We start from the raw sequence: 26,857 nt of genomic DNA, 5'->3' as shown, positions 1-26,857 counted from the left end.
TTTTAAAACTATATGACAGGGGAGATAAAAAAAGAAAGCTGCCCGCGATATGGGCAGGCAGACTTTCTTCAGCAGTTTTGATGTTTGAGCCATTCATTTTTGGCAATCCACGCCCCGCCGATGACTCCGGCGTCATTTCCAAGTGCCGCAATCGAAATATCGGCCGCTTCCGCAGAACGCGGGAACGCGGTGATTTTGAAGGTCTCTTCCACTTTTGACCGCAGGATTTCACCCGCTTTAGACACGCCTCCGCCGAGCACGATTTTCGTCGGATTCATGGCGCTTGCCAGATTTCCGAGCACGAGGCCTAAATGTTTTGCGACGTAATCGACGACTTCAAGCGCTGTCTTATCCTGCTGTTTAGCCGCTTCGAACACGTCACGTGCCGTCAGATCGCGCACTTGTAAGAGCGAAGAGTCGGAAACCGCCGCAAGCTTTTCTTTCGCGATGCGGACGATGCCGGTTGCGGACGCAATCGTTTCGATGCAGCCGGATTTTCCGCAATTGCACGGAGCTCCTCCTTCCGGAATACTGCAAATATGACCGATTTCTCCGCCGGCCCCGTTTTTACCGTGAACGATTTCTCCGTTGACGATGATGCCTCCGCCGACTCCGGTTCCGAGCGTCACTAAAATGACATCTTTGGCCCCGTCACCTGCACCCTTCCACATTTCTCCGAGCGCCGCGATATTGGCATCGTTTTCAATGACGGCCGGAATACCCGTTTCCGCCTCGAGATGGTCTTTCAGCGGATAGTTTTTCCACCCCATATTTGTCGTCTCATAGACCATTCCCGTCGCCATTTCCACGGGTCCGGGCGCTCCCATTCCGATCCATTTTACGATCCGTTTCGGCTTGTTCAGTTCTTCCAGCTTCTGATCAAGCGCTTTGGCGATCGTGACCGTAATTGTGTTTCCTGATTTATCGGTCGGAACTTCCCATTTATGCTGAATTTCACCGTACATGTTGATAAAGGCCAGCTTGATGGTTGTTCCGCCAAGATCAATCCCCGCAAACCATGTATCTTCCATAATAATCTCCTTTTCTTATTTAAAATCCTGCTGTGTTATCTGCCTTTAATCCGCTCCGATTCTCTCTGAAGAACTCCGGCGGCTTTTTGCCATAATTCTCTTTCAATCACGTTTGACAAGTACATTTCCTTTAATTCATCTTTCATAAAGTCAATTTCGGCTTGTCTGTCACCGAAATAAACGATATGTCCGAATGACTTAAACAGCTGCTGCACGTCATAAAATGAATTCATCTTCTTCACCATTTCTATTCTTCTTAGTATAAGCGTATTTCATCTCTGATCCGGGCGTCAAGCAAAAAACGATTGGAGAAAATATCCTTGTATTATTTTCATAAATTGTATATTCACAATTGTAAAAAAACACTCATTTATGCGTTTTTCTGTTACAATACTTTCGTGCCCAAAAGCACAAAAGGATTAAAGTTTGATGGGGTGTTGTTTTGAAACAAGAAAAAAGGCTGACGTTCATCTCAGCCATCAGTTTATTTGTCTTGATGTTAGCAGTCATTATTTCCTGCCTGTTTTTCTTTCATACAGAGCCGCATATGCCGCTGTTCTTTTGCGTCATTATTCTGTCTCTGGCAGGTTTGTGGCTCGGTTTCTCGTGGGAGAGTCTTGAAAAAGGAATTGTCAGCGGATTGAAAAACGGTGTGCAGCCGATTATCGTGCTGGCTTTGATCGGTGTGCTGATCGGCGCCTGGATGTACAGCGGCGCCATTCCCACCGTCACCGTTTACGCTTTGTCAATTATACAGCCGAGTCAGCTGCTTTTGACCGCATTATTTTCCTGCATGATTATCAGCACGCTTGTCGGCTCAAGTCTGACAACTGTCAGTACAATCGGCGTCGCGCTGTTAGGGGTAGCAAGCGCGGCGGGAGTTCCGCTCGAATGGACGGCGGGAGCAGTCATTTGCGGGGCTTGTTTCGGTGATAAAATGTCACCGATGTCCGACACGACAAATTTTGCCGCCGGAATTGGCGAAATTCCGATTTTTAAGCATATTCGCCATATGATGGGCACTACCGTTCCGGCACTGCTGATCACGATTGTTCTTTTTTATATTCTCGGTTCATCGGTTTCAATAAATGCCGCTTCAACGCAAAATATTGAGGCGGTCATTTCCGGAATGAAAGAGGCCGTGCACGTTACGCCTTGGTCGCTTCTTTCACCTCTGTTGGTGATCATTTTAGCTGTGAGACGGGTTTCCGTGATTCCGGTGCTTACCGCCGGTATTATTTCCGCAGGGCTTCTGACTGCTGTTTTTATTCCTGACAGCAGCATTCAAGGATTTATATCCGCCCTGCAAAGCGGGACGGCGTTTAAAACCGGCGACCAGGCTGTGGCCAGCATTATCAACAGAGGCGGGCTCCAATCGATGATGGGATCAGTCTCTCTGATCATGATCGCCTTTGCGCTCGGCGGCCTGATGGAAAAAACGGGCCTGATCGCGGCGCTGCTTCAAGGATTGATAAAAGGCGTGCATACGAAAGGACGTCTTGTCATGGCGACCGTCTTCTCAAGTATAGGCGTAAACCTTGCGACAGGTGAGCAGTATTTGTCGATCTTAATTCCGGGTCAATCTTATAAACCTTTATATGACAAGCTCGGCATTAAGCGGATTCACCTTGCGCGGTCGCTTGAGGACGGCGGAACATTGATCAACCCGCTGATTCCCTGGGGAGTAAGCGGTGCTTTTATGGCAAGCGCATTAGGGGTTTCCGTCATCGACTACCTGCCGTTTACCTTTTTCCTGTACATTTCTCCTATGATCTCAATTCTGCTCGGTTTCCTGAAAAAAAGCTGACAATACGAGAAAACCTGCCGTTTTTTACCGGCAGGTTTTCTTATGCAAAAAATCCCGCTGAAAAAACGGGATTTGTTTAAAATGCCTGCTGAATGAATTTGTTTCTGATAAACGGTATTTTTAAAAAGAAATGAATGAATGTCCGTCTGATCCCCGGCTGGCTGAGCACGCTGTTCATCAGACGGTAGCGGTTTTGGTAAACGGCTAAAACAGATACGGCGCATAATGAGTAGATCAACAATTTTTTCATCTTATCCCTCCTGCCCCTATCGTTTGTCAAACAGCGAGAATTATTCCGGTGCAAGAAGTTTTTTATGCGATTAAGCGATGGTTTCAGATTCAGTCACGATCATATCGACCGGAATATCGTGGGGCATGCGGGGAATGCGGTCTGTCAGCTGGCAGTCAAAGAGAAGCGACACGGTACGGCCTTTATAACCGGAGAGGTACCGATCATAATATCCTCCGCCGTATCCGATTCTGAAGCCTTCCCGGTCAAAAGCCACGCCGGGCACAATCACAAGGTCAATGTCTTTTTGGGCGGCTTTTTCCGTCAGGCTCTCGATCGGTTCACTGAGGCCCGCATATACGGTTTCCAGCTGATCATACGCAGAAAATGTACGGAACTCCATCGCTCCCGTCTGCGGAAAGCATTTTGGGATACAGACTTGTTTTTTCTCTTTCCAGGCCTGTTCAATAATCGGCCGTGTCGGAATTTCCAGGCGTGTCGAGATGGTAACGGCGATCACGCGGGCCTGTTTCCATTCTTTTAAAGAAAACAGCGTTTCACGCATGCTGCGGCATTTTTTCTCCCATTCACTTTCTGTCATGTCAGAAAGCTTTGCTTTTATATCGGTTCTGATTTGTGCTTTCACGTTCCTCAAACCTCCCTGAAAGACAAAAAAGCCAGAACTTTATTGAAAGCTCCAGCTTTTTCCGCTGTTTTAAACAGCTTATTTTGTTTCACGGTGTAACGTAGATTTTTTATCACGTGGGCAATATTTTTTAAATTCAACGCGGTCCGGATTGTTGCGTTTGTTCTTTTTAGAAATATAGTTACGCTCACCACATTCAGTGCAAGCCAAAGTAATATTAACGCGCATTATTTTCCCTCCAAACTAAATATCATTTACTTATTCAGACTTATATATAATACCACTATAATGGACGGAATGCTAGAGTGATTTACATGAAATGTTGTTTAAGTGCAGAAAACATCAGTTTACGCTTCTGATCCTCTGAATGAGCCTGCGTCAGATGAAGGGAAAATATGACGAAACAGGACAAAAAAGGACTTTCTGATACGAAATCTATAGAGAAATAACCGTTTGCTCCCCGAATAAAAAAGATTTCCCGACAAAATTCCGTTTTTTTCTCTATTTCCTTTAGAATGGCGGCGTTTTATGGTATAAAAAAGAAGGGCAAATTAATAATAGAAGGTGATGAAACGTGGAAATTGCTATTATTGCGTTGTTTATCGTCAGTATAGCGCTTATTGCATTCTCATATTCTCAAAGAGATCCGATGAAAGACGTGGAACAGGAGCTTGAAACGCTTCAGCTTTCCGCCATGCAGGAAATTTACAAGTTGAAAAAGAAAATGACGGTGCTTGAAGAAGAATTGCTGGAAACCAACCTCGTGATCCGCAAAGCCAAAAGCAGCGGCATTAACCAAAAAATCGCCAAACAAATCATTTCAAAATATAACAACGGAATGTCTGCGGAAGCCATCGCAAAAGCGGAGCACGTGTCTGTCGAGGACGTCAATACCATTATTAAAGATAATGAGAAGGTGCTCGTATGACAAAACGGGGCATTCAGGCTTTTGCAGCAGGCATGATTTTAGCGACGGCCGTTCTCGCCGCTGTCTTCTATTTGACTGACCATGACCAGGCAGCCGCCGTTAAAACTGAAAAAACAGCATTGACAGAAAAAGAAGTAAACAGCTACCTCGACGATCAGCACAAAGTCTCCGTCAACCGGGATGACTATCAAAAACTGCTTGATTCTAAAGAAAAATCATTAAACAACGACCAAAACACAGACGCTAAAAAGAAAAAAGTAACATACAAACTGACGATTAAAGACGGAATGAGCACTGCTGATGTGTCATCCATTCTTGAAAAAGAAGGTATTATTCCTTCAGCGAAAGACTTCAATGATTACGTCATTGACGCAGGCTACCACAAAGAAATCCGCGCCGGCCATTTCAAAGTCGACTCAGATATGAGCTTTAAAAAAATCGTCAAAACATTAACCCGCTAAAAAAGCTTGCAGGCATCGTCCATTCAGATGGATACGGCCGGCAGGCTTTTTTAATAGGCATATAAAAAGGACCCGGTCAATGGCCGGGCCCTTTTTTTTATCCGAATTTTCCGGTGATATAATCATGTGTTTTTTGATGATCCGGCTGAGAAAATATTTTGCCTGTATCGCCCCACTCCACCAGTTCGCCCATATAGAAAAACGCGGTTTGATCAGAGACCCTCGCAGCCTGCTGCATGTTATGAGTCACAATGACGATTGTATACTTTTCTTTCAATGTCAAAATCAGCTCTTCTATTTTCCGCGTGGACACGGGATCAAGAGCGGACGTCGGTTCATCCATCAGAAGGACGTCCGGTTTGGTGGCGAGCACCCTTGCGATGCACAGCCGCTGCTGCTGACCGCCTGACAGTGAAAGCGCCTGCTGGTGAAGGCGATCCTTCACTTCATCCCAGAGCGCTGCTGCCTTTAAAGATTCCTCGGCGATTTCAAGGAGTTTCTTTTTATTTTTTTCGCCGTGAATTCTCGGACCGTACACGACATTCTCAAATATTGACTGCGGAAACGGATTTCCTTTTTGAAACACCATACCGATCTGTTTTCTTAATTCTGCCGCATCCGTCTTTTCCTTCAGCAGATTGCGTCCGTTATAGATCATGTCGCCTGTCACTTTGACATTCGGAGCCATTTGCAGCATTAAATTTAATGTTTTAATAAAAGTGGATTTCCCGCAGCCGGACGGACCGATGATCGCAGTTACCTTCCGCTCCTCAAAACCGATCGTAATGTCTTTTAAAGCCTGATGGGCTCCGTACCATACATTCATGCCGTGAATATCAAATAAATTCTGTGTGTGCACCGCTTCCTTCACAAGACTCACAGTCCTTCCCCCTATCCGAACTTTCCGTTAATGTAGTCATCTGTCTTTTGCGCTTTAGGACTCGTAAAAATTTGTTCTGTCTGCCCGTATTCCACCACTTCCCCGTTTAAAAAGAAAGCCGTTCGGTCAGACACCCTCAGCGCCTGCTGCATGTTATGCGTAACGATAATAATCGAATAATCTTTTTTCAGTTCTGTCAAAAGCGTCTCGATTCTGGCGTTTGAAATAGGGTCCAGAGCGGATGCCGGTTCATCTAAAAGAAGCACGGCAGGTTTCATCGCAAGCGTACGGGCGATACAAAGGCGCTGCTGCTGGCCGCCTGATAACGACAGAGCCGATGAATGAAGCCGGTCTTTGACTTCATCCCAAAGCGCCGCCTTCGTTAAGCTTTCCTCGACCGCATCATCCAAAACGGCTTTCCTGCGTTCCCCTGCATACTTCAGCGCATGTGTGATGTTATTGTAAATGGATTTCGGGAACGGATTCGGTTTTTGAAACACCATACCGATCTCCCGTCTGAGAGACACGACATTAATCGCTTCACCCAAAATATTCAGCCCTTCATAAAGGATCTCTCCCTCGCTTCTTGCCGAAGCAATGGCATCGTTCATTCTGTTAATCTGTCTCAAAAATGTTGATTTCCCGCAGCCGGACGGACCGATCAGAGCCGTCACCGCATGTTTTTCAATATTCATGTTTACGTCTTTTACCGCTTGTTTGTCACCGTAATAAATTGATAAATGCTTCACTTCCAAAATCGAAGACTCCGGCAAACGCTTTGTCTGTTCCGCTTGTTCCCTGATGATGTGATCAATCATGTTTTCGCCTCTTTCCGATTAATTTGCCGTAAGCTTTTTATAAATGACAGACCCGAGCCATCTCGCACAAAGGTTAAACAAGAGAACCGAAATCACCAGCACCGCCGAGCCGCCGTTTGCAATCGCTTCGGCGTCAGGGATGATTCCCTGCGTATTGACACTCCATATATGAACCGCCAGCGTCTCAGCCGGCCTGAAAATATTGAAAGGAGATGATTCAGAAAACGGGTTCAAATCCGTAAAGTTCAGCCGCGGCGTTGTCAGCCCCGCTGTAAATAACAATGCGGCCGCTTCTCCGAATACTCTTCCTGATGCGAGAATGGCGCCGGTTAAAATCGAAGGAATCGCACTCGGAATCAGCACCGTTTTGACGGTATGCCATCTCGATACGCCTAAAGCGAGAGAAGCTTCTTTCAGCTCCTTAGGGACTGCAGTGAGCGCGCCTTCTGTCACCCGGACCATAACGGGAAGGTTAAAGACCGTTAATGCGAGCGCGCCTCCGATAATCGTGTAGCCCCATCCGGTCAGGTTGACAAACATCAGCATGCCGAACATCCCGATGACAATGGACGGAAGCGAAGACAGCACCTCAATACACGTTCTGATAAAATCGGTGATTTTATTTCGGGGCGCATATTCAGCCATAAAGACGCCGCCCCCCACACCAAGCGGTATCGTGATCAGCATGGTGATAAACAGAATGTAAAAGGAGTTAAAAAGCTGATCCCGTATTCCGCCGCCTGACGCAATGGCGCTTGATTTTGACGTAAGAAAATGCAAGGAGATTTCAGAGACGCCGTGAATAAGAATGTACAAAAACAATCCTGCCAAAATCGCCGCGATTACAGCGGCGCATAACCCGAATACACCGGTGGCCAATTTATCCGTTATTTTCCGGTTCATTACACTTTCCTCCTAGATGACAAGTAGCGTATGAGCAATATAAACAGAAACGACATGATGAGAAGAACAAGCCCCATAGACCATAACGTATTATTTTCAATACTGCCGTATGTGGTATGGCCCATGTTTAACGTAATAATCGTCGTTAATGTTCCCGCCGTATCAAGCAGGCTTTCCGGCAGAAGCTTTGTATTTCCGATAACCATCTGTACGGCGAGTGCTTCTCCGAACGCTCTTGCCATCCCGAGCACGACAGCGGTCAGCAATGTCGGAAACGCCGCCGGGATAAGCACCTTTCTGATTGTCTGCCACCTCGTCGCACCAAGCGCATATGAACCGTCGCGAAGGTGTTTCGGAAGTGACGCTAGCGCATCAGCGGAAATCGATGTAACAGTCGGCAGAATCATTACCGAGAGTACGATCGTCCCCGCCAGAAGGCTGTGACCCGTTCCGCTTGATTTAAAAGAGCCGATAAACGGAACCAATACTGTAAGACCTATGAATCCATAAACGACGGACGGAATGCCGACAAGCAGCTCAATTACCGGCTGCAGCACCTTTTTTCCCCAAGTCGGCGCAATTTCCGTCATAAACACGGCACCCGCAATACCGAGGGGCGCTGCGATCAGAGCGGACAGAACCGTGACCGCAAATGATCCGAAAATAAAAGGCAGTGCGCCGAACTCAGGTTTTGCCTGGGTTGGATTCCAATTCAGACTTGTTAAGAACTCAATCGGGCTTACACCATTTACAAAAAAAGATTGCAGCCCCTTTATGCCGAGAAAAATTGTGATCGCCGCTGATGCCGCAATGATAATCGCGGCACACACAGACACAATCACCCTTCCGCGGACTTCATCCAATTGCCTGTTTTGTTTTGAGCTTATTAAGCGTTCGCTTACAGACTCTTTTTCTCTGTGATTTATCATTTGTTTACACTCCTATAAGGAAGAAGAGGCGGGGAGCCCGCCCTCCCCTCAGCTTTGCTTGCCGTTTGCGTCACGTGTGACTTTCATATCAGAGATCGGAATGTAGCCTTGATCTTTTACGATACTTTTCTGTACTTCATCGCTGTTCATATAGTCAAGAAACGTTTTTGTAAGTCCTGACGCTTCACCTTTCGTATAAGAGTGCTCGTAAGCCCAAATCGGATACTCGCCTGTGACGACGTTTTTCTCTTCCGGTTTGATGCCTCCGATCGATAAAGGCGTTACTTTGTCATCGTTTATATAAGAGAATGCCAGATAACCGATTGCTCCCGGCGTTTCCGCAATGATTTTTTTGACTGTATTGGAGGAATCCTCTGTAATGCCCTCTGCAGGCTCTGCTCCGTCAAGAGCATATTTGACGAACGTAGCGCGTGTTCCAGATGAATCAGGACGGTTCACGAGTGTAATTTTTTGATCTTTACCGCCAAGCTCTTTCCAGTTTTTAATTTTTCCTGTAAAGACGTCTGTCAGCTGTTTTTTGGTTATATCCTTTACGCCCGCACCGGGGTTGACCGCAGCCGCCATCGCCACTACCGCTACTCGGTGGTCTTTTAGGGCTTTCGCATCAATGCCTTCTTTTTCTTCAGCAAAGACATCTGAGTTGCCGATTTGCACTGCCTCTTCAGACACTTGCGAAAGTCCTGTTCCTGAACCTCCCGCTTGCACCTGCACATCAGCATCCGGATGTTTTTCCATAAACTTTTCCGCCGCTGCCAGTACTAACGGCTGCATGGCTGATGAACCAGAAATTGTTAAAGAACCTGATGCTTTTTTATCCTCACTTGCAGATTGACTGTCTGTCTTGCCGCTTTCCTTTGCATTTCCGCATGCTGCAGCAACAATCATAACAGCAGCCATCAGAAGCATAAGCATCCATTTGTTTTTTTTCATTTCCTGAATTCCCCCTGCATTTAATGTGTAATTTGTCCTACACGTATAGAGTAAAGGGTTCTTGTAAAATGCGTATAAATCAAGTGTTAAGGTTTTGTAAATCCGGATGTTTTTTTGTATAAAAAAAACGCTCACAGGTTGTGAGCGTTTTTCTGTTAGTTGCTTGTATTGCCGTTTTCAGCGTCTTCCTGAATTTTATCTTCGTTTTTCTGCTTCGTATTATTATCTTCTTGTTTCTTTTTCAGCTCAAAGTATTTGTCCAGAGCTGCTCTTCCTATATCATTCGTAATCGAATATCGATCGCTGTAATTAATATAGGCCCAAGGAACGACTACAGAAATAGCCACTTCCGGATTATCAGCAGGTGCATACGCGACAAGAGTCGTATTATACGTTCCTTCACCTGTCTCTGATTTGTCAGGACCGTCATAGAAAGATTGCGCCGTACCCGTTTTACCGGCAGGATTGTATGTCGCCGTCGCAAAATCAGTTGCGGCTGTCCCTTTTGTCATGACACGTCTGAAACCTGCCTGCACTTCTTTAATGTCTGCATGATTCATATCAATCTTATTCAGTACTTGAGGCTGAACAGACTCTACAACGGCTCCGATTCCTTTTTTCGAATCAGGCTGTCTGACCTCTTTTACAAGCTGAGGTTTCAAACGATAGCCTCCATTGGCGATCGTTGATACATACTGCGCCATTTGCAGCGGTGTAAACGTATCATACTGTCCGATGGCAAAGTCTAACAGAAGCCCGGAAATTCGCTGTGTCCCTTGGTACCCGGTTGCTTCATTCGGAAGATCAATCCCCGTCTTAACTCCGAGTCCGAACTGATTGAAGTAGTATCTGAAAGTATCGAATGCCTTCATATCAAGCGGCAGGGACTGGCCTTTTTTGTACTCCCCTTTACCAACAGCAATCGCCGTTTTGAACATGAACACGTTTGATGATTCCTGAAGCGCTTTTTGGATATCTACGGGTCCTAAATTCGTCCATGATTTTTTCGGGTTTTTACTTCCCTTGAAATACATAGGTTCATCCTGGAAAACGGTGTTCAAATTAATCGCGCCCGTCTGCAGTCCGGTCAACACCGTCGCTCCTTTGACCGCCGATCCCATTGCGTAGGAGGAAGTCATTGCGCCGAGGGCATAATCATTAATTTTGTACTTTCCATGGTCATTCGTAATCTGCTTGCCGGCCATCGTCAGCACTTCTCCGTTTTTCGGGTTCATCATGACGACGAAGGCCCGATCAAGAAGCTTCGTGCTCGGTCTCGCTTTTGCCGATCTTAAATTTTTCTCAATGATTTTTTCAACGGATTTCTGCAGGTCCATATCAATGGATAAAACAAGGTCTTTGCCGGCCTGTCCTTTTGAAATCACTTTGCTGCCCGTGACATTTCCGGATGAGTCGGTTAAGTTCTGCACTTTCTCTTTTTGACCCTGCAGCAGGCTTTCATATTGATATTCTAAATAGCTTTTTCCGACCCTGTCATTCCGGCTGTAGCCGAGTGACAGATAGTGATCCAGCAGATTGGAAGGAAGACCTTCGTTCGCACTGGATACACTGCCGAGCAATGTCCGGATCAGGCTTTTATAAGGATAAGACCGTTCCCAGTCAGACGTCACGTCAACTCCCGGCAGTTCATCTAAATGTTCACTGACGACGGCCATTTCTTTTGCCGACACCCCTTCATTTTTGATGTATTGAGGCGTCAGTGAGTAGCCTGAATCCATCTGCCTTTTGATCGCAAGGATCTGCATATCTTTTGAAGTGAGCTCATTCAGCTGTTTGTCTGTGATACGTTTCAGCTGAAGCTGATATAAATCATCTTCAGACAGTTTTTTGTCTTCAGCTTTTTGCTTTTCTTCGGCCGTAATCAGTTTTTTCGCTTCATCAGGCCTCGTTAACATCCAATAGTCTTTTTTATCCCGCTCAGTCACCTTTTTGGTGCTTACCTTAATCATACCCGACAGTTTTTTTGCGATTTTTAAACGCTGCGCCTGGGTGGTTGAGGCTGAACGTGTATATGTAATCGCATTTAATGCTTTATTCGTTACGATGGGATTTAGGTTCCGGTCGTATATTTTCCCTCTCGGAACCGCCGTGCTGACATCAGACTCCTCTTGCTTATTAGCGGCGTTTTTATAATCATCACCCTGAACGATCTGCTTGATGCCAAGCTCGACGATAATCCAAGTGAAAATAAGAAACGCAACCAAAAACAAAAAATTAAGCCGGATCGGCAGTGATTTTTTCTTTTCTTTGTTTACAGCTATTTTCTTTTTATTTCTCCTCATGACATCACCTTTTCTTATTTACAGAAAGAAATGACACCTTCTGTTCAGGTGCCATTTTTCATTCTAAAGGTTTTTTCGATATTTTTCTACAGATAACCCTTTTATCTTTCTCCTTTTATAAAATTCGGTTCCGCAGCCTGTTTTTGTCGGTCTTCTTCTACTGTTTCATCAGAAGTTTCCGTATCCAGTCTGATGTCTTTTATAAAGTAATAAATCAGCGGATGGCCGGCTCCGAGCAGCACGAGCGCCGCCGGTATTCCCACTTTTTCCTTGAATAATGTAACGATTACAAGGAAACAAAGGATGGAAACGATCCGGCCCGCATTTAAAAATAACTCCCTGAGCACAATGTATTCAATTCTGGCTTTTCTGGCAAGACGCGCCCGGCCTATCACATCATATGTAAGCGAGACATACGGCACGAGCAGAACTGGATAGCCGATCGCAATAAACACTCCGTACAAAAGGAGCGTCGTGAAGCTCATTTTAAAAATGATGAGAAACAGGGCGCCGTACAAGATCAATCCGCCGATAAGAATCGCCTTTTTCCGAGCTCTTTTTTTGATGAGCCTTGATGCAAAATAATAGGCAAAAAAAGAAACCGCGGAATTGACGAGACCGAATGTTCCGAGCGCCAGCTCACTGTTTGTCGCAATGAATACAAATACGCTGATTAAAAAAACAAAAATCCCTTCTCTCAAGCCTTGAAAAAAGTGCGCGTTGGTAATCCGGCGCCAATTCAGATTCGTATGGCGCTCATCAAAAACTTTTTTCAGCATAAACCGGCCTTTCGACTCCCTCCGCTTCAGAAAAAAGCTCATGACCACGGCAAGGGCAAATAAACCGAGCGACAGGCTGAAAATGATTGTATAACCCGTATTGTTTTCAAGTCTTGAAATGACATATCCGGCCACAATCGGACCGATCATGCCCGCCGATGAAGACAAAATGCCTAAAAACCCGTTAAAAAAATCTCTCGTTTCCGGTTCCGTAATTTCGAACGTCAGCACATTAAAAGCCAGCCAGTAAAAGCCGTATCCAACTCCGAGAACGGCCCCTATCAAAACGAGACGGGAAGCCGCAGTTTCTCCGGCAAGCAGCACACTTAAATAAAAAGCAGCCAAAAAGATAACGCCGAACCTGAGAATAAACACCCTGTCAATTTTTTTAGCCAGCCGGCCGGCCAGCAGAAAGGTAACCGGCTGCATCGTTACGACCGACAAATTGTATATGGCCAAATCAATAAATTTTCCCGACTGCTTCCACAAATACACGTTGACAAATGTATTTGACAGCGCGATGCCCAATGAGTAAAGGCCGCCAATCGTCAATAACAGCAGCAGCCCTTTATTTATTTCGATGTCGCCGATAATTTTTTTTATTTTGCTCATCATTGACTCCCCTTTACTACACATTAGTTTGTCTCACTCAAACTGAGATATGTAAAAGGATTCAAAGTCAATAAAAAAACAAGGCCTCCCGCGGGAGACCTTGTTTGATCGAACTATTTATTTTGCTTCGCTGTAAAGACGGGCAACTTCATCCCAGTTCACAACATTCCAGAAAGCTGAAATGTAATCAGGACGGCGGTTTTGGTAGTTCAGGTAGTACGCATGCTCCCAAACATCAAGACCGAGGACAGGCGTTTTACCCTCTGAAAGCGGTGAATCTTGGTTTGGCGTGCTTGTAATTTCAAGTTTGCCGTTGTTTACAACAAGCCAAGCCCAGCCTGAACCGAAACGGCCGGCAGCTGCTGCGGCGAATTTTTCTTTAAATTGATCGAAGCTTCCGAACGTGCTTTTGATCTCTTCAGCAAGCTCACCAGTCGGTTCGCCTCCGCCGTTCGGAGATAAAAGAGTCCAGAATAAAGAGTGGTTGGCATGTCCGCCGCCATTGTTGCGGACAGCTGTGCGGATGTCCTCCGGCACTGCGTTCAAATCAGCAACAAGCTCATCTACAGATTTCTCTGCAAGCGCTGATCCTTCGATCGCTTTGTTGAGGTTTGTCACGTATGTGTTATGGTGCTTCGTATGATGAATCGTCATCGTTTCCTTATCGATATGAGGTTCTAAAGCATCATAAGCGTAAGGCAATTCTGGAAGTTTGTAAGCCATAATTTTTTTCCTCCTTTAAATATATGTACTGAAATGCCGCTTAACGCGAACTTTTCTAATCTCAATGTAACAAAAGAAAGCATGGTAATCAATGAAAAAGCTCACAATCCGGCGATTCCAGCAGACATATTACACTTTATCCGTTCACTGCCGAAATTAAACCTTTCTAAAGCACCGTCCATAAGAAATATCCGATCATAAAGAGCTGAATGACGCCTTTTGCCGCCACGCTTGTTAAAAAGCCGATTAACGAGCCGAGCCCCACTTTTGCCGCGGACTTGATATCCTTTTGATGAACAAACACCTCAGCGCAGACAGCACCGATAAACGGGCCTATTATAATGCCTGCCACAGGAATAACGAAGGGCCCGATCAACAATCCGATCGTGCTTCCCCAGATTGCCGCCCTGCTTCCTCCGTACCTTTTAACGCCAAGTAAATTTGACACATAATCAGCTGCAAATAAAACGGCCGCAAATACCGCCTCAATGAGCCAAAACAGGTAAGAATAAGGACTGAAGGAAAACAAAAATCCGTAGAGAAGAAAACCGGCCACAATAAAAATAACGCTTGGAATCACCGGATATACAAGCCCGATAAAAGCAATGACGAAGACCGCAATGATAATCAGCCAATACAAAACACTCATGACAAAAACACCCTCCTTTGTTTTGCGGGCGATCACCGCTTCCCGCTTTATCTTATTATGTATGATTCCTTATCACCGCTTTAAATACTCTCACTTGTGTTCATCCCCTGTGAACGATACAATAAGCAACATATACCAGTTTAGGCTAGGAAGTGAAGATGTTGAACATATTTACGGCTTTATTGAAAAGTACATACTCTCCGGCAGATATTGCAAAAACACGGTTTCAGGGGATAGGAAAAGCGATCCTTTATGTATTTTTGCTGTCTGTCCTTTTTACGCTGCCAAGCGCTTATTACCTTTGCTCCGGCACCGTAAACTCAATGAACGGTTTCAAAACCGTGTTAAAGAAAGATTTCCCTGATTTCAGCATTTCAAACGGAGAATTGCAGACGAAAGCATCCGCCTCTAAGGAAACGGAAGCGAACGGGTTCGTCATCGTGTTTGATCCCACAGATGCTTACCGCGCGAAACAAATAGCGGCGAAACAAAATGCGATCGGCATTTTGAAAAATAAAATGGTGCTTGCTGTAGACGGACAGGCGACAGAAATGAATTATTCGCTGATGCCTGCCGATATCACAAAAAAAGAAATCATATCAGCATTAAACCAAAATAAAACAATGATCGTCACCGTCCTGTCCGTTCTGCTGTTCATCATGACAGCGGCCGGAAAATTCATTGAAGTATCATTTCTCGCCGTCATCGGCCTGATATTGAAAAATGCGCAAAGAAAGACATTGAATTACCAGCAGCTCTGGAAGCTTTCGGCTTATTCAATTACACTTTCGACCATATTCTTTACGATCATGCGCGCGCTTGTTATTACGGTGCCGAGTGAATTTTTAGTGAATTGGTTTGTAAACTTTATCATCCTTTTCCTCGTCTTAAAAGAGATACCGCGAAGAAAAACAGCTGTGTAACAAAGACTGCCCCCGGCGGTCTTCTTTTTTGTCATGAACAAAATGGGACAAGCATACAATGAAGTAAAAATGTATGCGGGAGGCGGTTTGAATGAAGCGGCTTACTTTTGTATTCGGCAGTTTATTTGTGATATTCATTATCTTTTACGATCTTAAAATCGGCACGATCCCTTCTCAAGACCTTCCAGCATACGCAGCGGCGGCACAGCCAGCCCAACAGGAAGCTTCATACAGAACGGTTACGGTCAAAAAAGGCGATACGGTGATGTCGATAGTCGGCGCACATAAAGCGCCAGATGATATTGCACAAGATTTTGAAGCGCTGAATCCGAATGTAAAAGCAAACGCCATTCAGGCAGGCACCGCTTATAAATTCCCCGTCTACCGCAATTAAACGTTAATTTCTTGTCAGTTCGGCAAATACACTGTTACAATATAACATGTAAATAGAAGTTGCCTGACATGTAAAAGGCTCAGCCTGCAAAAACGGTAACTACAATTAAGGAGCGATTGACAAGTGAGTGAAATCACACATCGTACAAAAACGCGTCCCGTCAAAGTGGGACCTTTAACAATAGGCGGAAATAACGAAGTCGTCATTCAGAGTATGACGACGACCAAAACACACGACGTAGAAGCAACAGTTGCGGAAATCAACCGTTTAGCCGAAGCCGGCTGCCAAATTGTCCGGGTGGCATGTCCGGACGAACGCGCCGCTAACGCGATTGCCGACATCAAAAAACAAATTTCCATCCCTCTCGTTGTCGATATTCATTTTGACTACAAGCTTGCATTAAAAGCAATTGAGGGCGGCGCCGACAAAATCAGAATCAACCCGGGTAACATCGGCCGCCGCGAAAAAGTGGAAGCCGTCGTAAAAGCGGCGAAAGAAAAAGGAATTCCGATCCGGATCGGCGTAAACGCGGGTTCTTTGGAAAAACGCATTTTAGAAAAATACGGCTATCCGACTGCTGACGGAATGGTTGAGAGTGCGCTTCATCATATCAAAATCCTGGAAGACCTTGACTTTCATGACATCATCGTCAGCATGAAAGCGTCTGACGTCAATCTAGCCATAGAAGCATACGAAAAAGCGTCAAAAGCATTTGATTATCCGCTCCACCTCGGAATTACAGAATCGGGCACGCTGTTTGCCGGAACGGTAAAAAGCGCGGCCGGACTCGGAGCGATTTTAAGCAAAGGAATCGGAAACACGCTCCGGATCTCTCTGAGCGCCGACCCGGTTGAAGAAGTAAAAGTAGCCAGAGAACTGCTGAAATCATTCGGTCTTGCTTCAAACGCGGCTACGCTTATTTCATGCCCGACATGCGGACGGATCGAAATTGATCTTATCAGCATCGCAAATGAAGTGGAAGAATACATTTCTAAAGTCAAAGCGCCGATTAAAGTAGCCGTTCTCGGATGCGCCGTTAACGGACCGGGTGAAGCAAGAGAAGCCGATATCGGGATTGCCGGTGCGCGCGGCGAAGGCCTTCTTTTCCGCAAAGGCCAAATCGTCCGCAAAGTCCCTGAAGAAACCATGGTCGATGAGCTGAAAAAAGAAATCGACAAGCTGGCAGAAGAACACTACGCAAAGCTTGAAGCGGAAAAAGCAAAAGCAGAACAAGAAACACAAAAAGCTTGACGGATATTCCGCCAAGCTTTTTTTTTGCGTTGTGTTAAAAAAACGGTGTAATGAAGATGCCAAGCACAAGGGAAACAATACCGATTCCCATCGCCCATCCGCCTAAAGCGCCTGCTCCTCTTCTTCTGGCGATATAGCCGACGATAATGCCGCATGCCCCTAATAAAACAGGGAGCACAAACAGGGAAATGATAGAAATAGCCAATGCTGCATACCCTATCCCCCGGCCTTCACTTACTCCGTCCCGGTTATCATCACGGTCTGCTGCCCGGTCAGAAGCACGATATGGCTCTGAAATTTCAGCCGCTGTTTCTTCTGAATAAACATCACGTGTGATATCGGTTCCTTCCGATCCATGATCCACATAGTAGTCGTTGCCTTTTCGATTTTCGTAATCGTATGCCACCTTCAATTCCCCCTTTTTCTTTTATGAAAGGAGCTTTTTTAGTTTCCGCGTTTTTTACGAATTCATGTTTGCTAAACTTTTCTGGTATTGTTAATTGTTTATGTTACACTTGAAGGGATGAATTTATAGGAGTGTGGACATGTTACGGTTAGGTATAGATATTGACGGCACAGTTACGGCACAGGATACATTTGTCCCTTATTTAAACCGCTCATTTCATCTTTCCATTACCTTGGATGATATGACTGATTATGATCTGACGAAGCTTTTGAACATTACAGACGAGGAATTTTGGGAATGGATGAACGTTCATGAAGCAGCCATATATAAAGAAGCGAAGCTCGCGGAATTTGCCAAGCAGGCACTGGACGGACTGAAAGAAGAGCACCGTCTGATCTACATTACGGCAAGACGCGGCCACTTAGAAGATGTTACGCTGGACTGGTTTGCAAACCGGGACATTCATTACGATCACATTGAGCTTGTCGGAGGCCATCACAAAGTGGAAGCCGTCAAAAAACACGGCATTGATTTATTTTTCGAAGATCACCACGGCAATGCAACAATGATCGCAAAAGAAGCAGGCATTCCGGTTATCCTTTTTAACTCCCCATATAATCAGCTCCCCATCGATTCCAATATTATCAGGGTGCAGAATTGGCTTGAAGCCGTCGCCTGGATTAATAAAAACAAACATAGCTTTCAGCATGTGAAAAGCTGAAAAAAACCTCCTGTATAAGCAGGAGGTTTTTTATCGGCACGCCGGACAGGTGCCGTAAATTTCAAACTTATGGCCGCTGATTTCATACCCTTCCAAATCATCGTGCAGCTTATCCATCGGACAGGACTCAATTTCCTTCGTTTTCCCGCAGGTTAAACAGATAAAATGGTGATGATGATGGGTATAAGAGCATGTAAAACGGAACAGTTTTTCTCCGGAAAGCTCCGTCGTTTCCAAAATGCCGAGTTCTTCATATAACGAAAGATTTCTGTATATGGTATCAAAGCTCAGACCCGGATAGTCGTCATTTAATGCGGCAAGCACGTTTTTGGCGGTCAGATATTTATCAGAATCAGCAAAAAGCTGCAGCATGTCTTCTCGCTTACTCGTATATTTATACCCTTTTTCTTTCAGCAGGTTCAACGCTTCTTGTACGTTCATGAGGACCTCCCCTTTACAACACGGTATCGCTCCAAAAAGAAAATGGCAGCTGTCTGAACAGCAGGCCATTTTCTTATGATGTATCAAATTATACCTATAAAATGATGAAAAGTAAATGAAAGCCTAGTGAATCGCGGTTTTGAACTTACCGCCCCTCGTTTCATGGGTATTCATGATCGTAATAAAGGCGTTTTTATCAATTTCAAACACAATGGACTTCAATTTAGTCACTTCAAGCCTTGTCACGACCGCGTAAATGACTTCTTTGGTTTCATCCGTATATCCGCCTTTTCCCTGAAGCTTGGTGGTTCCCCTTCCAAGCCGGTGCAAGATTGCGTCTGAAATTTCCGCATACTGATCTGCCACAATAATGACCGCTTTTGTTTCATCAAGCCCCTGGATCACGGCGTCAATCGTTTTCATGGCAATATAATAAGTCATGAAAGAATACATCGCCTGCTCCGGACCGAACACAAAACCGGCCCAAATAAAAATAAACACATTGATGAGCATAACGAATTCTCCGACTGAGAAGGGCAGCTTTTTTGTGAGAAGGATACCGAGTATTTCAGTACCGTCCATCGAGCCTCCGTTTCGGATGACAAGGCCTACCCCGAAACCGAGCAAAAGCCCGCCGAATACCGTCGCCAAAATAGGCTGGGTCGTAATGGCCTCCACATGGTGCAAGGAGGATTCAATCAGCGCTAAACCGACGATTCCGATAACAGTAGAGATGAGAAATGTTTTTCCGATATATTTATATCCGAAAATCATAAATGGAATGTTGAGTAACACAACGAATAAGGCGAAATTGAGGAGGGGATTGGACATAAAGAGGTGGTCTAAAATTAATGAAACACCGATAATGCCTCCGTCGATAAAATTATTAGGGACCAGAAACAATTCAATACTTACAGCGGCTGAACCCGCCCCGATCAGAATCATGATGACCCTGAAGATAAAGTGTAAAAATGATTCTCTTTTATGCTGTTTATTTGGGGTCATAAAATCTCCTTTCCTGTAATAACTATTTTAAACAGTAAGCAACTTCATTTTACCATTAAAAGCCGTAACATTTTAATGATTTGCTCAATACATTATGTCTAAAGAGGTGAAAGTATCGATGATTTTAATACAAAGAATTATTTTGCAGCGGCTCAATCAAGTCACTGCGGACGATCTTCTGAAATATTCCAAGCAATACGGAATCAGCATTACGAGAAGTCAAGCGGCTGAGGTAGCGGCTCTGATGCACGGAAAAAACGTCAATATTTTTGATGAACAGGAGCGGCTTCGCCTGCTGAAAAAAGTGGAAACGATAACCTCAAAAGAAACGGCTCGGAAAGTTGACGAACTTTTCAATCAATTCTCAGGGTAAAAAAGGAGGGGCAATTCCCCCTCCTTTTTTATTGAGCTGATATTTTTTTAAGAAGCTCCTGATCAAACTGCTTTTCTTTCAGCATTTCGATTTCAAAACGGTACGGCGGCTTCTTATTTTTCTTGTCTTCGCCTACATACGGTGTTTCGAGGATTTTCGGAATATCGGCAAGCTGCTCGTGATGAACGATGTACTGCAGAGCGTCAAAACCGATCTCTCCGAACCCGATATTTTCATGGCGGTCTTTCCGGGCGCCTTTAATATTCTTACTGTCATTCACATGAAGGACTTTTATCCGATCGATACCGACGATTTTATCAAACTCGTTAAGAACGCCGTCAAAATCATTGGCGACATCATATCCTGCATCATGGGTGTGACAAGTGTCAAAGCAGACGGATAGATGTTCATTATGCGTAACCCCCGAAATGATCTCGGCCAGCTCTTCAAAGCTTCTTCCGCATTCTGATCCTTTGCCCGCCATTGTCTCCAGCGCAATCTGCACGTGTTGACCGGGAACAATCACTTCGTTTAAACCTTCAATGATTTTTTTGATGCCCGTCTCAGCCCCGGCTCCGACATGCGCCCCTGGATGAAGCACGATCTGTTTCGCGCCGATCGCTGCCGTTCTTTCAATTTCAGAACGCAGAAAATCAACGCCCAGCTCAAACGTTGCCGGATTTGTCGTATTTCCGATGTTAATGATGTACGGCGCATGCACGACAATCTCGTCGATGCCGTTTTCCTTCATATGGGCGCGGCCCGCTTCAATATTCAAGTCTTCAATTTTTTTGCGGCGCGTATTTTGGGGAGCGCCCGTATAGATCATAAATGTGTTCGCCCCGTATGAAACGGCTTCCTTGCTTGCGGCAAGGAGCATATGTTTTCCGCTCATTGAGACGTGTGAGCCTAATTTCAGCAACCCGATTCCCCCTACTTTCCTCTGTTAGATTGGTTTCTTCTCTGCTTCTTTCTGATTTTTTCCATTTCGTAGCTCATTTTCTTTTTATAGCCCGGCTTTACTTTTTTCGGCTTTTTCACAAGGCGTTTCGCCATTTGGTCAGCCTCATTTGCCGTCTTTTTGCGATTTTTGCGGCGGTGGCGGTCATCGCCTTTCTTCCATTCGCCGTTTACAAGCTCCGCATATTCAAACACAATACCCATCTTTTCGAGTCTTACGAGCGCATCTTCGTCAGAAAGCTCATAAATGGTCAGTGCTTGGCCTGATGAACCGGCGCGTGCGGTTCTCCCGACGCGGTGAACATAAAAATCCAGATCGTCCGGAAGCTCATAGTTGATGACGTGGCTTACGCCTTTAATGTCAATTCCTCTTGCCGCAAGGTCTGTCGCAATGACATAAGTGAATTCCAGATCATTAATCTGCTTCATTACCTTCTTACGCTCACGCGGCGTTAATCCCCCGTGCAGAAGACCGATCCTCATGCCCTTTTCAGTCAGGTATTTCGCAATATGGTCAGCCGTGTTTTTCGTATTGGCAAACACAATGCCCAGATAAGGGTTCAGATGAGACATCATATCAAAAAGCAGTTTGTCTTTATCACGCTGTTTAGAAGGAACCAAAACATGTTCAATCTTTTCGGCTGTGATTCTTTTCGGCTCAACATGCGCGTACTTCGGATTTTCCATATACTTTTTCAAAAACGGCTTCAGCTTTTCCGGAATCGTAGCTGAGAACACAAGCATCTGAAGTTCTTCCGGCATCCGCGATCCGATATAATCAACGTCTTCTAAAAAGCCCATGTCAAGCATCAGATCAGCTTCGTCAATGACGAGAGACTGCGCTTTATAGACGTTCAATGCCTGCGCCTTAATCAGATCCGCGATCCGGCCCGGCGTTCCGACGACGAGATGAGGCTGTGTTTTCAGCTTATCAATTGATTTTTGCTTGTCCGTCCCGCCGATGAAGCATTTTGTCCGGATCGGCTCATCTTCCGCACCCTGTGTGATTTTGAGCGCTTCCTGATGAATCTGATTGGCAAGCTCTCTCGTCGGCGCCGTGATAACAGCCTGCACCGTATCAGAACCCGGATCAATCCGATTCAAAATTGGCAATAAATAGGCGTGGGTTTTCCCCGTCCCCGTCTGGGACTGCCCGATCACGCTTTCGTTTTTCAGTACGGCAGGTATCAGCCGCTTTTGAATATCTGTCGGTTCATAAAAACCAAGGCGGTGAACTGCATCTATAATAAACGGTTTTAAGTTGTATCCATCAAATTTAGTTTCTTTCATTTTTCCCAGCTCCTTAAAGCGGCACATTCTGTGTCCATCATCACATTATAACCGATTTTATTTAAAAACACCATGTCTTGGGGGAATCCTGTTTTCGAGACAGAAAAGCAAATGCCCCCTCCGATGCATATTGTAATAGCAGAGAGACAGAAAGGAGGTACAAGTATGTTTCCACAGCAGCCGATGAGAAATATGGCGCAGCAGGGCCGGCCGTTGATGAATCCGCGTATAAGGATGGGAGGAAGACCGTCATTGCCGGGCCGGCAGCTGATGCAGCAGGGCCGGCAGCTTTTCCCTCAGCAGCAGATTGCAGGAGCAGGCCTGAGAAACGCAGGCACAGGCGGAGGGGGCTTAAAAGGAATGCTTTCCCGTTTTTTACCCGGTTCAGGAGGAAGCGCTGCCGCGTCCGCTCCGACAGCGGCCAGCGGAGGAGCAGGCGCCGGACTGCAGGGATTGCAGGGGATTCAGAGTCTGGCAAGTCCGGCATCCCTGTCGAGCATGCTCGGCAACGTCCAGAAGGTGCTGGGCGTGGCGCAGCAGGTTACGCCGATGATCCAGCAGTACGGCCCTTTAGTACGGAATCTGCCCGCCATGATGAAGCTTTACAGTCAGTTAAGCAGCAACGATGATGAGACAGAAGATAAAGATGAGAATAAATCTGACGAGACAAAAGAAACAGACGAACAAGACAAAAAGGATGAAGCTGAAAAAACAGACGAAACAGAAGATGAAAACAAATCAGACGCCTCGTCTAAAACGTCAAAGAAAACGTCTGAAAAAGCATCCGCTTCAAAAGAAAAAGATGACGCTGAAGCAAAATCAGAAGAACGGCCGCGTCCAAAAAGAACATCGGGCAGATCAAAACCGAAATTATATATTTAACATTCTTTGATATCTCACGAAAGATTAGCTATAATGAGATCAGAAGAATGCAAGATTTAAGCCGTTTAACTACGGCTTTTTATATTGCCTCTACACTCACTTTTGATAGGAGGACATCTACATTGGACGTTATCAAAATCTCGCCGCGCGGCTATTGTTACGGCGTTGTTGATGCCATGGTCATAGCCAAAAACGCGTCACTCGATAAAACATTGCCAAGACCTATATATATACTCGGAATGATCGTTCACAATAAGCATGTCACAGATGCGTTTGAAGAAGACGGCATTTACACGCTTGACGGCACAAACCGTCTGGAGATTTTAAAGCAGATTGAAAAAGGAACCGTTATTTTCACGGCTCACGGAGTATCTCCGGAAGTAAGAAAAGCCGCTGAGGAAAAAGGGCTTGTTACGATTGACGCCACATGCCCGGACGTCACAAAAACACATGACTTAATCCGAAAAGTAAAAGCGGAAGGCTATCACGTCATTTATATCGGCAAAAAAGGCCACCCCGAGCCTGAAGGAGCCGTCGGCGTCGCCCCTGAAATCGTGCATCTCGTTGAAACAGAGGAAGACGTGAGAAACCTCGATATTCAGGCTGAAAAATTAATCGTTACAAACCAAACGACAATGTCCCAGTGGGACGTCCATGATATTATGGAATCAGTCAAAGAAAAGTACCCGCACGTGGAATATCATCAGGAAATCTGTCTGGCCACACAGGTTCGTCAAGAAGCTGTATCAGAGCAGGCAAAAAAAGCGGACTTAACCATTGTTGTCGGCGATCCGAAAAGCAATAACTCCAACAGACTGGCTCAAGTGTCAGAAGAAATCGCCGGAACAAAAGCCTATCGCATCGGTGACATCAGTGAACTGAAGCTCGAATGGCTGAAAGACGTCAATACCGTCGCCGTTACCGCAGGCGCGTCAACACCGACACCGATTACAAAGGAAGTCATCCGCTTTTTAGAGCAGTTCGACCATAACGATGAGTCTACATGGCAGCTTGAGCACAATGTGCCGCTCAAAAAAATCCTTCCGAAAGTAAAAATAAAAAACTGAGGCCGCGGCCTCAGTTTTTTTTATAAGAAGGCAAATGGATTTGTATCTGTTTCGGAAGCGAAAATACGCACGTCATAGTTTTTCTCTCCAGCCATTGCCGTAAGCTTCTCTGCTGTGCCTTTTCTCATGATCTTTTCAGCGTAATGCCCGGGATCCACGACGTTTAACCCCATCATCATCGCGTCATGCGCTACATGAAAATAAAGGTCGCCCGTCACATAAACATCTGCACCCTTCCGCTTTGCCTGATAAATGTATTTATTTCCGTCTCCGCCAAGCACCGCGACTTTTTTCACCTTGCTGTTTCGCTCTCCGACCATCCGGACTCCGTTAACGTCAAACTTCTCTTTTACAAACAGGGCAAACTCTTCAAGCGTCATGTCCTGCTGAAGTTTTCCGATGCGGCCAAGCCCTTTTTCAAGCGGAGACTGCTCCACCGGATAAATATCATACGCCACCTCTTCATACGGATGGCTTTTTTTCAGCGCTTTTACGACGGCTTTCTCCATACTTGCCGGAAAAATGGTCTCAAGTCTCACTTCATGAACGAGTTCCAATTCTCCCGTCTGTCCGATAAACGGGTCCGCTCCGTCCAGAGGCTTAAAGCTGCCGATTCCCTCAGAAGAAAACGCGCAATGGCTGTAATTGCCGATATGTCCCGCTCCTGCATTGCCAAGTGCGGTTCTGACAGCTTCTTCATAGTCTTTCGGGACAAACACGGCAAGCTTTTTCAGCGGGTCCGAATATGTCGGGACGAGCACTTCCGTATCTGTCAGGCCGAGAGCTTCCGCAAGCAGATCGTTAACTCCGCCGTCCGCCACATCAAGATTCGTATGAGCCGCATATACGGCAATATCATGCTTTATACATTTCTCAATCAGTCTTCCGCCGGGCTGATCAGTGGTGATCTGTTTAAGCGGCCGAAAAATCGGCGGATGGTGAGCGATAATTAAGTCAACCTTTTTCTCAATAGCTTCATCCACCGTTTGTTCCAGAACATCCAGCGTCACCATGACGTTTTTCACCGGCTTATTCAATGTGCCGATCTGCAGACCGATTTTGTCTCCTTCCACCGCAAAAGCCTTCGGTGAAAATTGTTCAAACAGCTGGATGATTTCCTGTCCGTTCACATGTTTAGGCATGTCCGATTACCTCCTTCAGCAGAGAAATCCGCTCTTTCAATTCAGCTAATTTTTCATGATTTTCATGCTTTGCGCTGCGGCTGATCTGTTCATAAATTTGTTCAGTATGCTTAAGTTCCTGGCTCCATTTCCGAAGAAACACTTCATTCCTCTCTTTTAACAAAAACGGACCCGCAAGCATTCCGGCAGCCATCGGCACGTCCCGATAAGGCGCATCACGGTCGCCAGTTTCCGCAACGAGGATTTCATAACACTTTCCGTCTTCTTCGAGAATCACTTCATCAAGCAGTTCATAGCCTTCCTGATACAGCCACTCTCTTATATGAACGGCATGAATATTCGGCTGCAGAATCAGCCGTTCACGCCCCGTCAATTTCGTTTTTCCCGATTCCAAAATATGAGCGATCAGCGCTCCGCCCATGCCAGCGATCGTAATGGCGCCGGCTTCTCCTTTTTCAAGGACGCTCAGCCCGTCACCTTTCCTTACGGAGATAAGAGTGCTTAAGTCCAGTTTTTCCACCTGCTGTTTGGCGGATAGAAACGGTCCGTCTGTAATTTCACCGGCGATTGCCCGGCTTGCCAAATGATTCAAAACGGCATAGCAAGGAAGATACGCGTGGTCCGACCCGATATCAGCAACCAGGGCACCCGGAGGGATATATTCCGCCACAGACTGCAATCTTTTCGATAACTTCATTTCATTCACAATATCACAACTTTTCTCAGGTTCTTTTTCCTTTACTATCATATAAAAAAACCGCCCGGAATCCAAGCGGCGGATAGAGTTTTTCATATGTCTTTTATATAGGGACCGGTAAAGCTTTATTTAATGTCAGAAACCCATTTTGCCATGTCATCCAGCTTTTCGGCCGGCACAAGGCCCGCGGGCATCCCGTTGCCGCCTTTTTCAATTTTTGTTTTAATCTCAGCGACATCTTTTCTTTTGCCGACGCCTTTTAAGTTCGGCCCTGACACACCTTCATAGTTTTCCCCGTGACAGGTGATGCAGTTCGCTTTATAAATCTCTTCAGGTGAAGCGTTTGCAGTTTCCTTCTCGGCATTTTTGCTTTCACCGCCGCTTGCGATCTGATGCGCATCTCCATTGCCTTTTACAGCTAAAAAGAAAGTCAGCCCTATTCCCAACACTGCAATGAGCAAAAAAGGAATCAGCGGATTCCACTTCATATCTCCATCCCCCTTTTTCATTCTCCCCCTATGTAAACACTTCTAATTCTAACTTATTTTTACAAAAAGTAAATGGTCTTGCTCAGCAATTTCATTGATTTCACAATTTATACAAAAAGCAAGAATAACTGTTTTGTTTATCACAAAATTATCTTTATTCTATTGTAT

At 45.5% G+C, this 26,857-nt stretch carries 32 protein-coding genes; 10 read left to right on the top strand and 22 right to left on the bottom strand.

Translation table 11 applies throughout. The features are described 5' to 3' along the window. Positions 1-68 precede the first annotated feature (68 nt). Entirely contained in the window at positions 69-1,031 is a 963-nt protein-coding gene (glcK, locus tag OVA33_RS12580; RefSeq protein ID WP_017418148.1) for a glucose kinase GlcK, read from the bottom strand. A gap of 35 nt (positions 1,032-1,066) precedes the next feature. Next, positions 1,067-1,276: a YqgQ family protein gene (locus tag OVA33_RS12575; RefSeq protein WP_007408313.1), complete on the bottom strand. Its 210-nt coding sequence runs from the start codon at positions 1,274-1,276 to the stop codon at positions 1,067-1,069. A gap of 197 nt (positions 1,277-1,473) precedes the next feature. Here OVA33_RS12575 and nhaC point away from each other — a divergent pair, with 197 nt between their 5' ends. Continuing rightward, on the top strand, positions 1,474-2,838 hold the full coding sequence (nhaC, locus tag OVA33_RS12570) for a Na+/H+ antiporter NhaC (RefSeq protein ID WP_017418149.1): 1,365 nt from the start codon (positions 1,474-1,476) through the stop codon (positions 2,836-2,838). A gap of 76 nt (positions 2,839-2,914) precedes the next feature. Here the strand turns inward: nhaC and OVA33_RS12565 are convergent, their stop codons facing one another. From OVA33_RS12565 to rpmG, 3 genes are all read right to left on the bottom strand, one after another. Beyond that, positions 2,915-3,088 (bottom strand): hypothetical protein, encoded by a 174-nt coding sequence (locus OVA33_RS12565; RefSeq protein WP_003153061.1) that lies wholly within the window; start codon positions 3,086-3,088, stop codon positions 2,915-2,917. A 70-nt stretch (positions 3,089-3,158) separates the two neighbouring features. Then, positions 3,159-3,713: a 5-formyltetrahydrofolate cyclo-ligase gene (locus OVA33_RS12560; protein ID WP_017418150.1), complete on the bottom strand. Its 555-nt coding sequence runs from the start codon at positions 3,711-3,713 to the stop codon at positions 3,159-3,161. Between the two features lie 78 nt (positions 3,714-3,791). Beyond that, on the bottom strand, positions 3,792-3,941 hold the full coding sequence (rpmG, locus tag OVA33_RS12555; RefSeq protein WP_003153056.1) for a 50S ribosomal protein L33: 150 nt from the start codon (positions 3,939-3,941) through the stop codon (positions 3,792-3,794). Positions 3,942-4,287: 346 nt separating this feature from the next. Between rpmG and OVA33_RS12550 the strand changes: the two genes are divergently transcribed. Beyond that, positions 4,288-4,641 carry a hypothetical protein gene (locus tag OVA33_RS12550; RefSeq protein WP_003153047.1) on the top strand — a complete coding sequence of 118 codons (354 nt, stop codon included), beginning with the start codon at positions 4,288-4,290 and terminating at the stop codon, positions 4,639-4,641. Continuing rightward, positions 4,638-5,102: an endolytic transglycosylase MltG gene (locus OVA33_RS12545; protein ID WP_003153042.1), complete on the top strand. Its 465-nt coding sequence runs from the start codon at positions 4,638-4,640 to the stop codon at positions 5,100-5,102. Before OVA33_RS12550 ends, OVA33_RS12545 begins: the two co-directional genes overlap by 4 nt. Before the next feature lie 97 nt (positions 5,103-5,199). On the opposite strand, the gene pstB (OVA33_RS12540) is transcribed toward OVA33_RS12545, so the two are convergent. From pstB (OVA33_RS12540) to OVA33_RS12500, 9 genes are all read right to left on the bottom strand, one after another. Continuing rightward, a complete protein-coding gene (pstB, locus tag OVA33_RS12540) occupies positions 5,200-5,982 on the bottom strand; it encodes a phosphate ABC transporter ATP-binding protein PstB (protein ID WP_017418151.1) in 783 nt (260 codons plus the stop codon). An 11-nt stretch (positions 5,983-5,993) separates the two neighbouring features. Continuing rightward, positions 5,994-6,800, bottom strand: a complete 807-nt coding sequence (pstB, locus tag OVA33_RS12535; RefSeq protein ID WP_017418152.1) for a phosphate ABC transporter ATP-binding protein PstB — start codon at positions 6,798-6,800, stop codon at positions 5,994-5,996. Positions 6,801-6,818: 18 nt separating this feature from the next. Then, on the bottom strand, positions 6,819-7,703 hold the full coding sequence (pstA, locus tag OVA33_RS12530) for a phosphate ABC transporter permease PstA (protein ID WP_017418153.1): 885 nt from the start codon (positions 7,701-7,703) through the stop codon (positions 6,819-6,821). After that, on the bottom strand, positions 7,703-8,632 hold the full coding sequence (pstC, locus tag OVA33_RS12525) for a phosphate ABC transporter permease subunit PstC (RefSeq protein WP_007612605.1): 930 nt from the start codon (positions 8,630-8,632) through the stop codon (positions 7,703-7,705). Before pstC ends, pstA begins: the two co-directional genes overlap by 1 nt. Positions 8,633-8,680: 48 nt before the next feature. Then, positions 8,681-9,583, bottom strand: a complete 903-nt coding sequence (locus tag OVA33_RS12520; RefSeq protein ID WP_017418155.1) for a phosphate ABC transporter substrate-binding protein — start codon at positions 9,581-9,583, stop codon at positions 8,681-8,683. A 155-nt stretch (positions 9,584-9,738) separates the two neighbouring features. Continuing rightward, positions 9,739-11,886, bottom strand: coding sequence for a penicillin-binding protein 2A (gene pbpA, locus OVA33_RS12515; RefSeq protein ID WP_017418156.1), 2,148 nt, complete (start codon positions 11,884-11,886; stop codon positions 9,739-9,741). A 101-nt stretch (positions 11,887-11,987) separates the two neighbouring features. After that, positions 11,988-13,277: an MFS transporter gene (locus OVA33_RS12510; RefSeq protein WP_014305429.1), complete on the bottom strand. Its 1,290-nt coding sequence runs from the start codon at positions 13,275-13,277 to the stop codon at positions 11,988-11,990. A gap of 117 nt (positions 13,278-13,394) precedes the next feature. Beyond that, the gene (gene sodA / locus OVA33_RS12505; RefSeq protein WP_003153025.1) at positions 13,395-14,000 is read right to left on the bottom strand and encodes a superoxide dismutase SodA; all 606 of its coding nucleotides are present in this window, start codon (positions 13,998-14,000) and stop codon (positions 13,395-13,397) included. 166 nt (positions 14,001-14,166) lie between these two features. Next, positions 14,167-14,649, bottom strand: a complete 483-nt coding sequence (locus OVA33_RS12500; RefSeq protein ID WP_017418157.1) for a DUF456 domain-containing protein — start codon at positions 14,647-14,649, stop codon at positions 14,167-14,169. Between the two features lie 158 nt (positions 14,650-14,807). On the opposite strand from OVA33_RS12500, the gene OVA33_RS12495 reads away from it, so the two are divergent. From OVA33_RS12495 to ispG, 3 genes are all read left to right on the top strand, one after another. Next, positions 14,808-15,572: a DUF1189 domain-containing protein gene (locus tag OVA33_RS12495; protein WP_017418158.1), complete on the top strand. Its 765-nt coding sequence runs from the start codon at positions 14,808-14,810 to the stop codon at positions 15,570-15,572. Between the two features lie 91 nt (positions 15,573-15,663). Further along, positions 15,664-15,966, top strand: coding sequence for a LysM peptidoglycan-binding domain-containing protein (locus tag OVA33_RS12490; protein WP_003153022.1), 303 nt, complete (start codon positions 15,664-15,666; stop codon positions 15,964-15,966). 132 nt (positions 15,967-16,098) lie between these two features. Further along, positions 16,099-17,217 carry a flavodoxin-dependent (E)-4-hydroxy-3-methylbut-2-enyl-diphosphate synthase gene (gene ispG / locus OVA33_RS12485; RefSeq protein WP_170616544.1) on the top strand — a complete coding sequence of 373 codons (1,119 nt, stop codon included), beginning with the start codon at positions 16,099-16,101 and terminating at the stop codon, positions 17,215-17,217. Positions 17,218-17,251: 34 nt separating this feature from the next. On the opposite strand, the gene OVA33_RS12480 is transcribed toward ispG, so the two are convergent. After that, a complete protein-coding gene (locus tag OVA33_RS12480) occupies positions 17,252-17,629 on the bottom strand; it encodes a DUF308 domain-containing protein (RefSeq protein ID WP_087920773.1) in 378 nt (125 codons plus the stop codon). A 133-nt stretch (positions 17,630-17,762) separates the two neighbouring features. On the opposite strand from OVA33_RS12480, the gene OVA33_RS12475 reads away from it, so the two are divergent. After that, positions 17,763-18,344: a nucleotidase gene (locus tag OVA33_RS12475; protein ID WP_007408297.1), complete on the top strand. Its 582-nt coding sequence runs from the start codon at positions 17,763-17,765 to the stop codon at positions 18,342-18,344. A gap of 30 nt (positions 18,345-18,374) precedes the next feature. Here the strand turns inward: OVA33_RS12475 and OVA33_RS12470 are convergent, their stop codons facing one another. After that, the gene (locus OVA33_RS12470; RefSeq protein ID WP_003153018.1) at positions 18,375-18,785 is read right to left on the bottom strand and encodes a zinc uptake transcriptional repressor Zur; all 411 of its coding nucleotides are present in this window, start codon (positions 18,783-18,785) and stop codon (positions 18,375-18,377) included. A gap of 123 nt (positions 18,786-18,908) precedes the next feature. After that, a complete protein-coding gene (locus tag OVA33_RS12465; RefSeq protein ID WP_017418159.1) occupies positions 18,909-19,790 on the bottom strand; it encodes a YitT family protein in 882 nt (293 codons plus the stop codon). A gap of 118 nt (positions 19,791-19,908) precedes the next feature. Between OVA33_RS12465 and OVA33_RS12460 the strand changes: the two genes are divergently transcribed. Beyond that, entirely contained in the window at positions 19,909-20,163 is a 255-nt protein-coding gene (locus OVA33_RS12460; protein ID WP_017418160.1) for a DUF2624 domain-containing protein, read from the top strand. A gap of 28 nt (positions 20,164-20,191) precedes the next feature. On the opposite strand, the gene OVA33_RS12455 is transcribed toward OVA33_RS12460, so the two are convergent. Continuing rightward, positions 20,192-21,085 (bottom strand): deoxyribonuclease IV, encoded by an 894-nt coding sequence (locus tag OVA33_RS12455; RefSeq protein WP_017418161.1) that lies wholly within the window; start codon positions 21,083-21,085, stop codon positions 20,192-20,194. 11 nt (positions 21,086-21,096) lie between these two features. Further along, positions 21,097-22,413, bottom strand: coding sequence for a DEAD/DEAH box helicase (locus tag OVA33_RS12450; protein ID WP_017418162.1), 1,317 nt, complete (start codon positions 22,411-22,413; stop codon positions 21,097-21,099). 165 nt (positions 22,414-22,578) lie between these two features. On the opposite strand from OVA33_RS12450, the gene vrrA reads away from it, so the two are divergent. Then, a complete protein-coding gene (gene vrrA, locus OVA33_RS12445) occupies positions 22,579-23,295 on the top strand; it encodes a VrrA/YqfQ family protein (protein WP_017418163.1) in 717 nt (238 codons plus the stop codon). A 122-nt stretch (positions 23,296-23,417) separates the two neighbouring features. Continuing rightward, positions 23,418-24,362, top strand: a complete 945-nt coding sequence (locus tag OVA33_RS12440) for a 4-hydroxy-3-methylbut-2-enyl diphosphate reductase (RefSeq protein ID WP_013352907.1) — start codon at positions 23,418-23,420, stop codon at positions 24,360-24,362. 20 nt (positions 24,363-24,382) lie between these two features. On the opposite strand, the gene OVA33_RS12435 is transcribed toward OVA33_RS12440, so the two are convergent. From OVA33_RS12435 to cccA, 3 genes are all read right to left on the bottom strand, one after another. Further along, positions 24,383-25,504 carry a Nif3-like dinuclear metal center hexameric protein gene (locus OVA33_RS12435; RefSeq protein ID WP_013352908.1) on the bottom strand — a complete coding sequence of 374 codons (1,122 nt, stop codon included), beginning with the start codon at positions 25,502-25,504 and terminating at the stop codon, positions 24,383-24,385. After that, on the bottom strand, positions 25,497-26,201 hold the full coding sequence (locus tag OVA33_RS12430) for a tRNA (adenine(22)-N(1))-methyltransferase (protein ID WP_032860295.1): 705 nt from the start codon (positions 26,199-26,201) through the stop codon (positions 25,497-25,499). The genes OVA33_RS12435 and OVA33_RS12430 overlap by 8 nt, the downstream gene beginning before the upstream one ends. A gap of 125 nt (positions 26,202-26,326) precedes the next feature. Beyond that, a complete protein-coding gene (gene cccA, locus OVA33_RS12425; RefSeq protein WP_003152999.1) occupies positions 26,327-26,689 on the bottom strand; it encodes a cytochrome c550 in 363 nt (120 codons plus the stop codon). Between the last annotated feature and the right edge of the window lie 168 nt (positions 26,690-26,857).

The organism is Bacillus sp. KICET-1 (assembly GCF_027721405.1).
GTDB lineage: Bacteria > Bacillota > Bacilli > Bacillales > Bacillaceae > Bacillus > Bacillus velezensis.
This window is presented reverse-complemented; position numbering and strand designations above follow the sequence as displayed.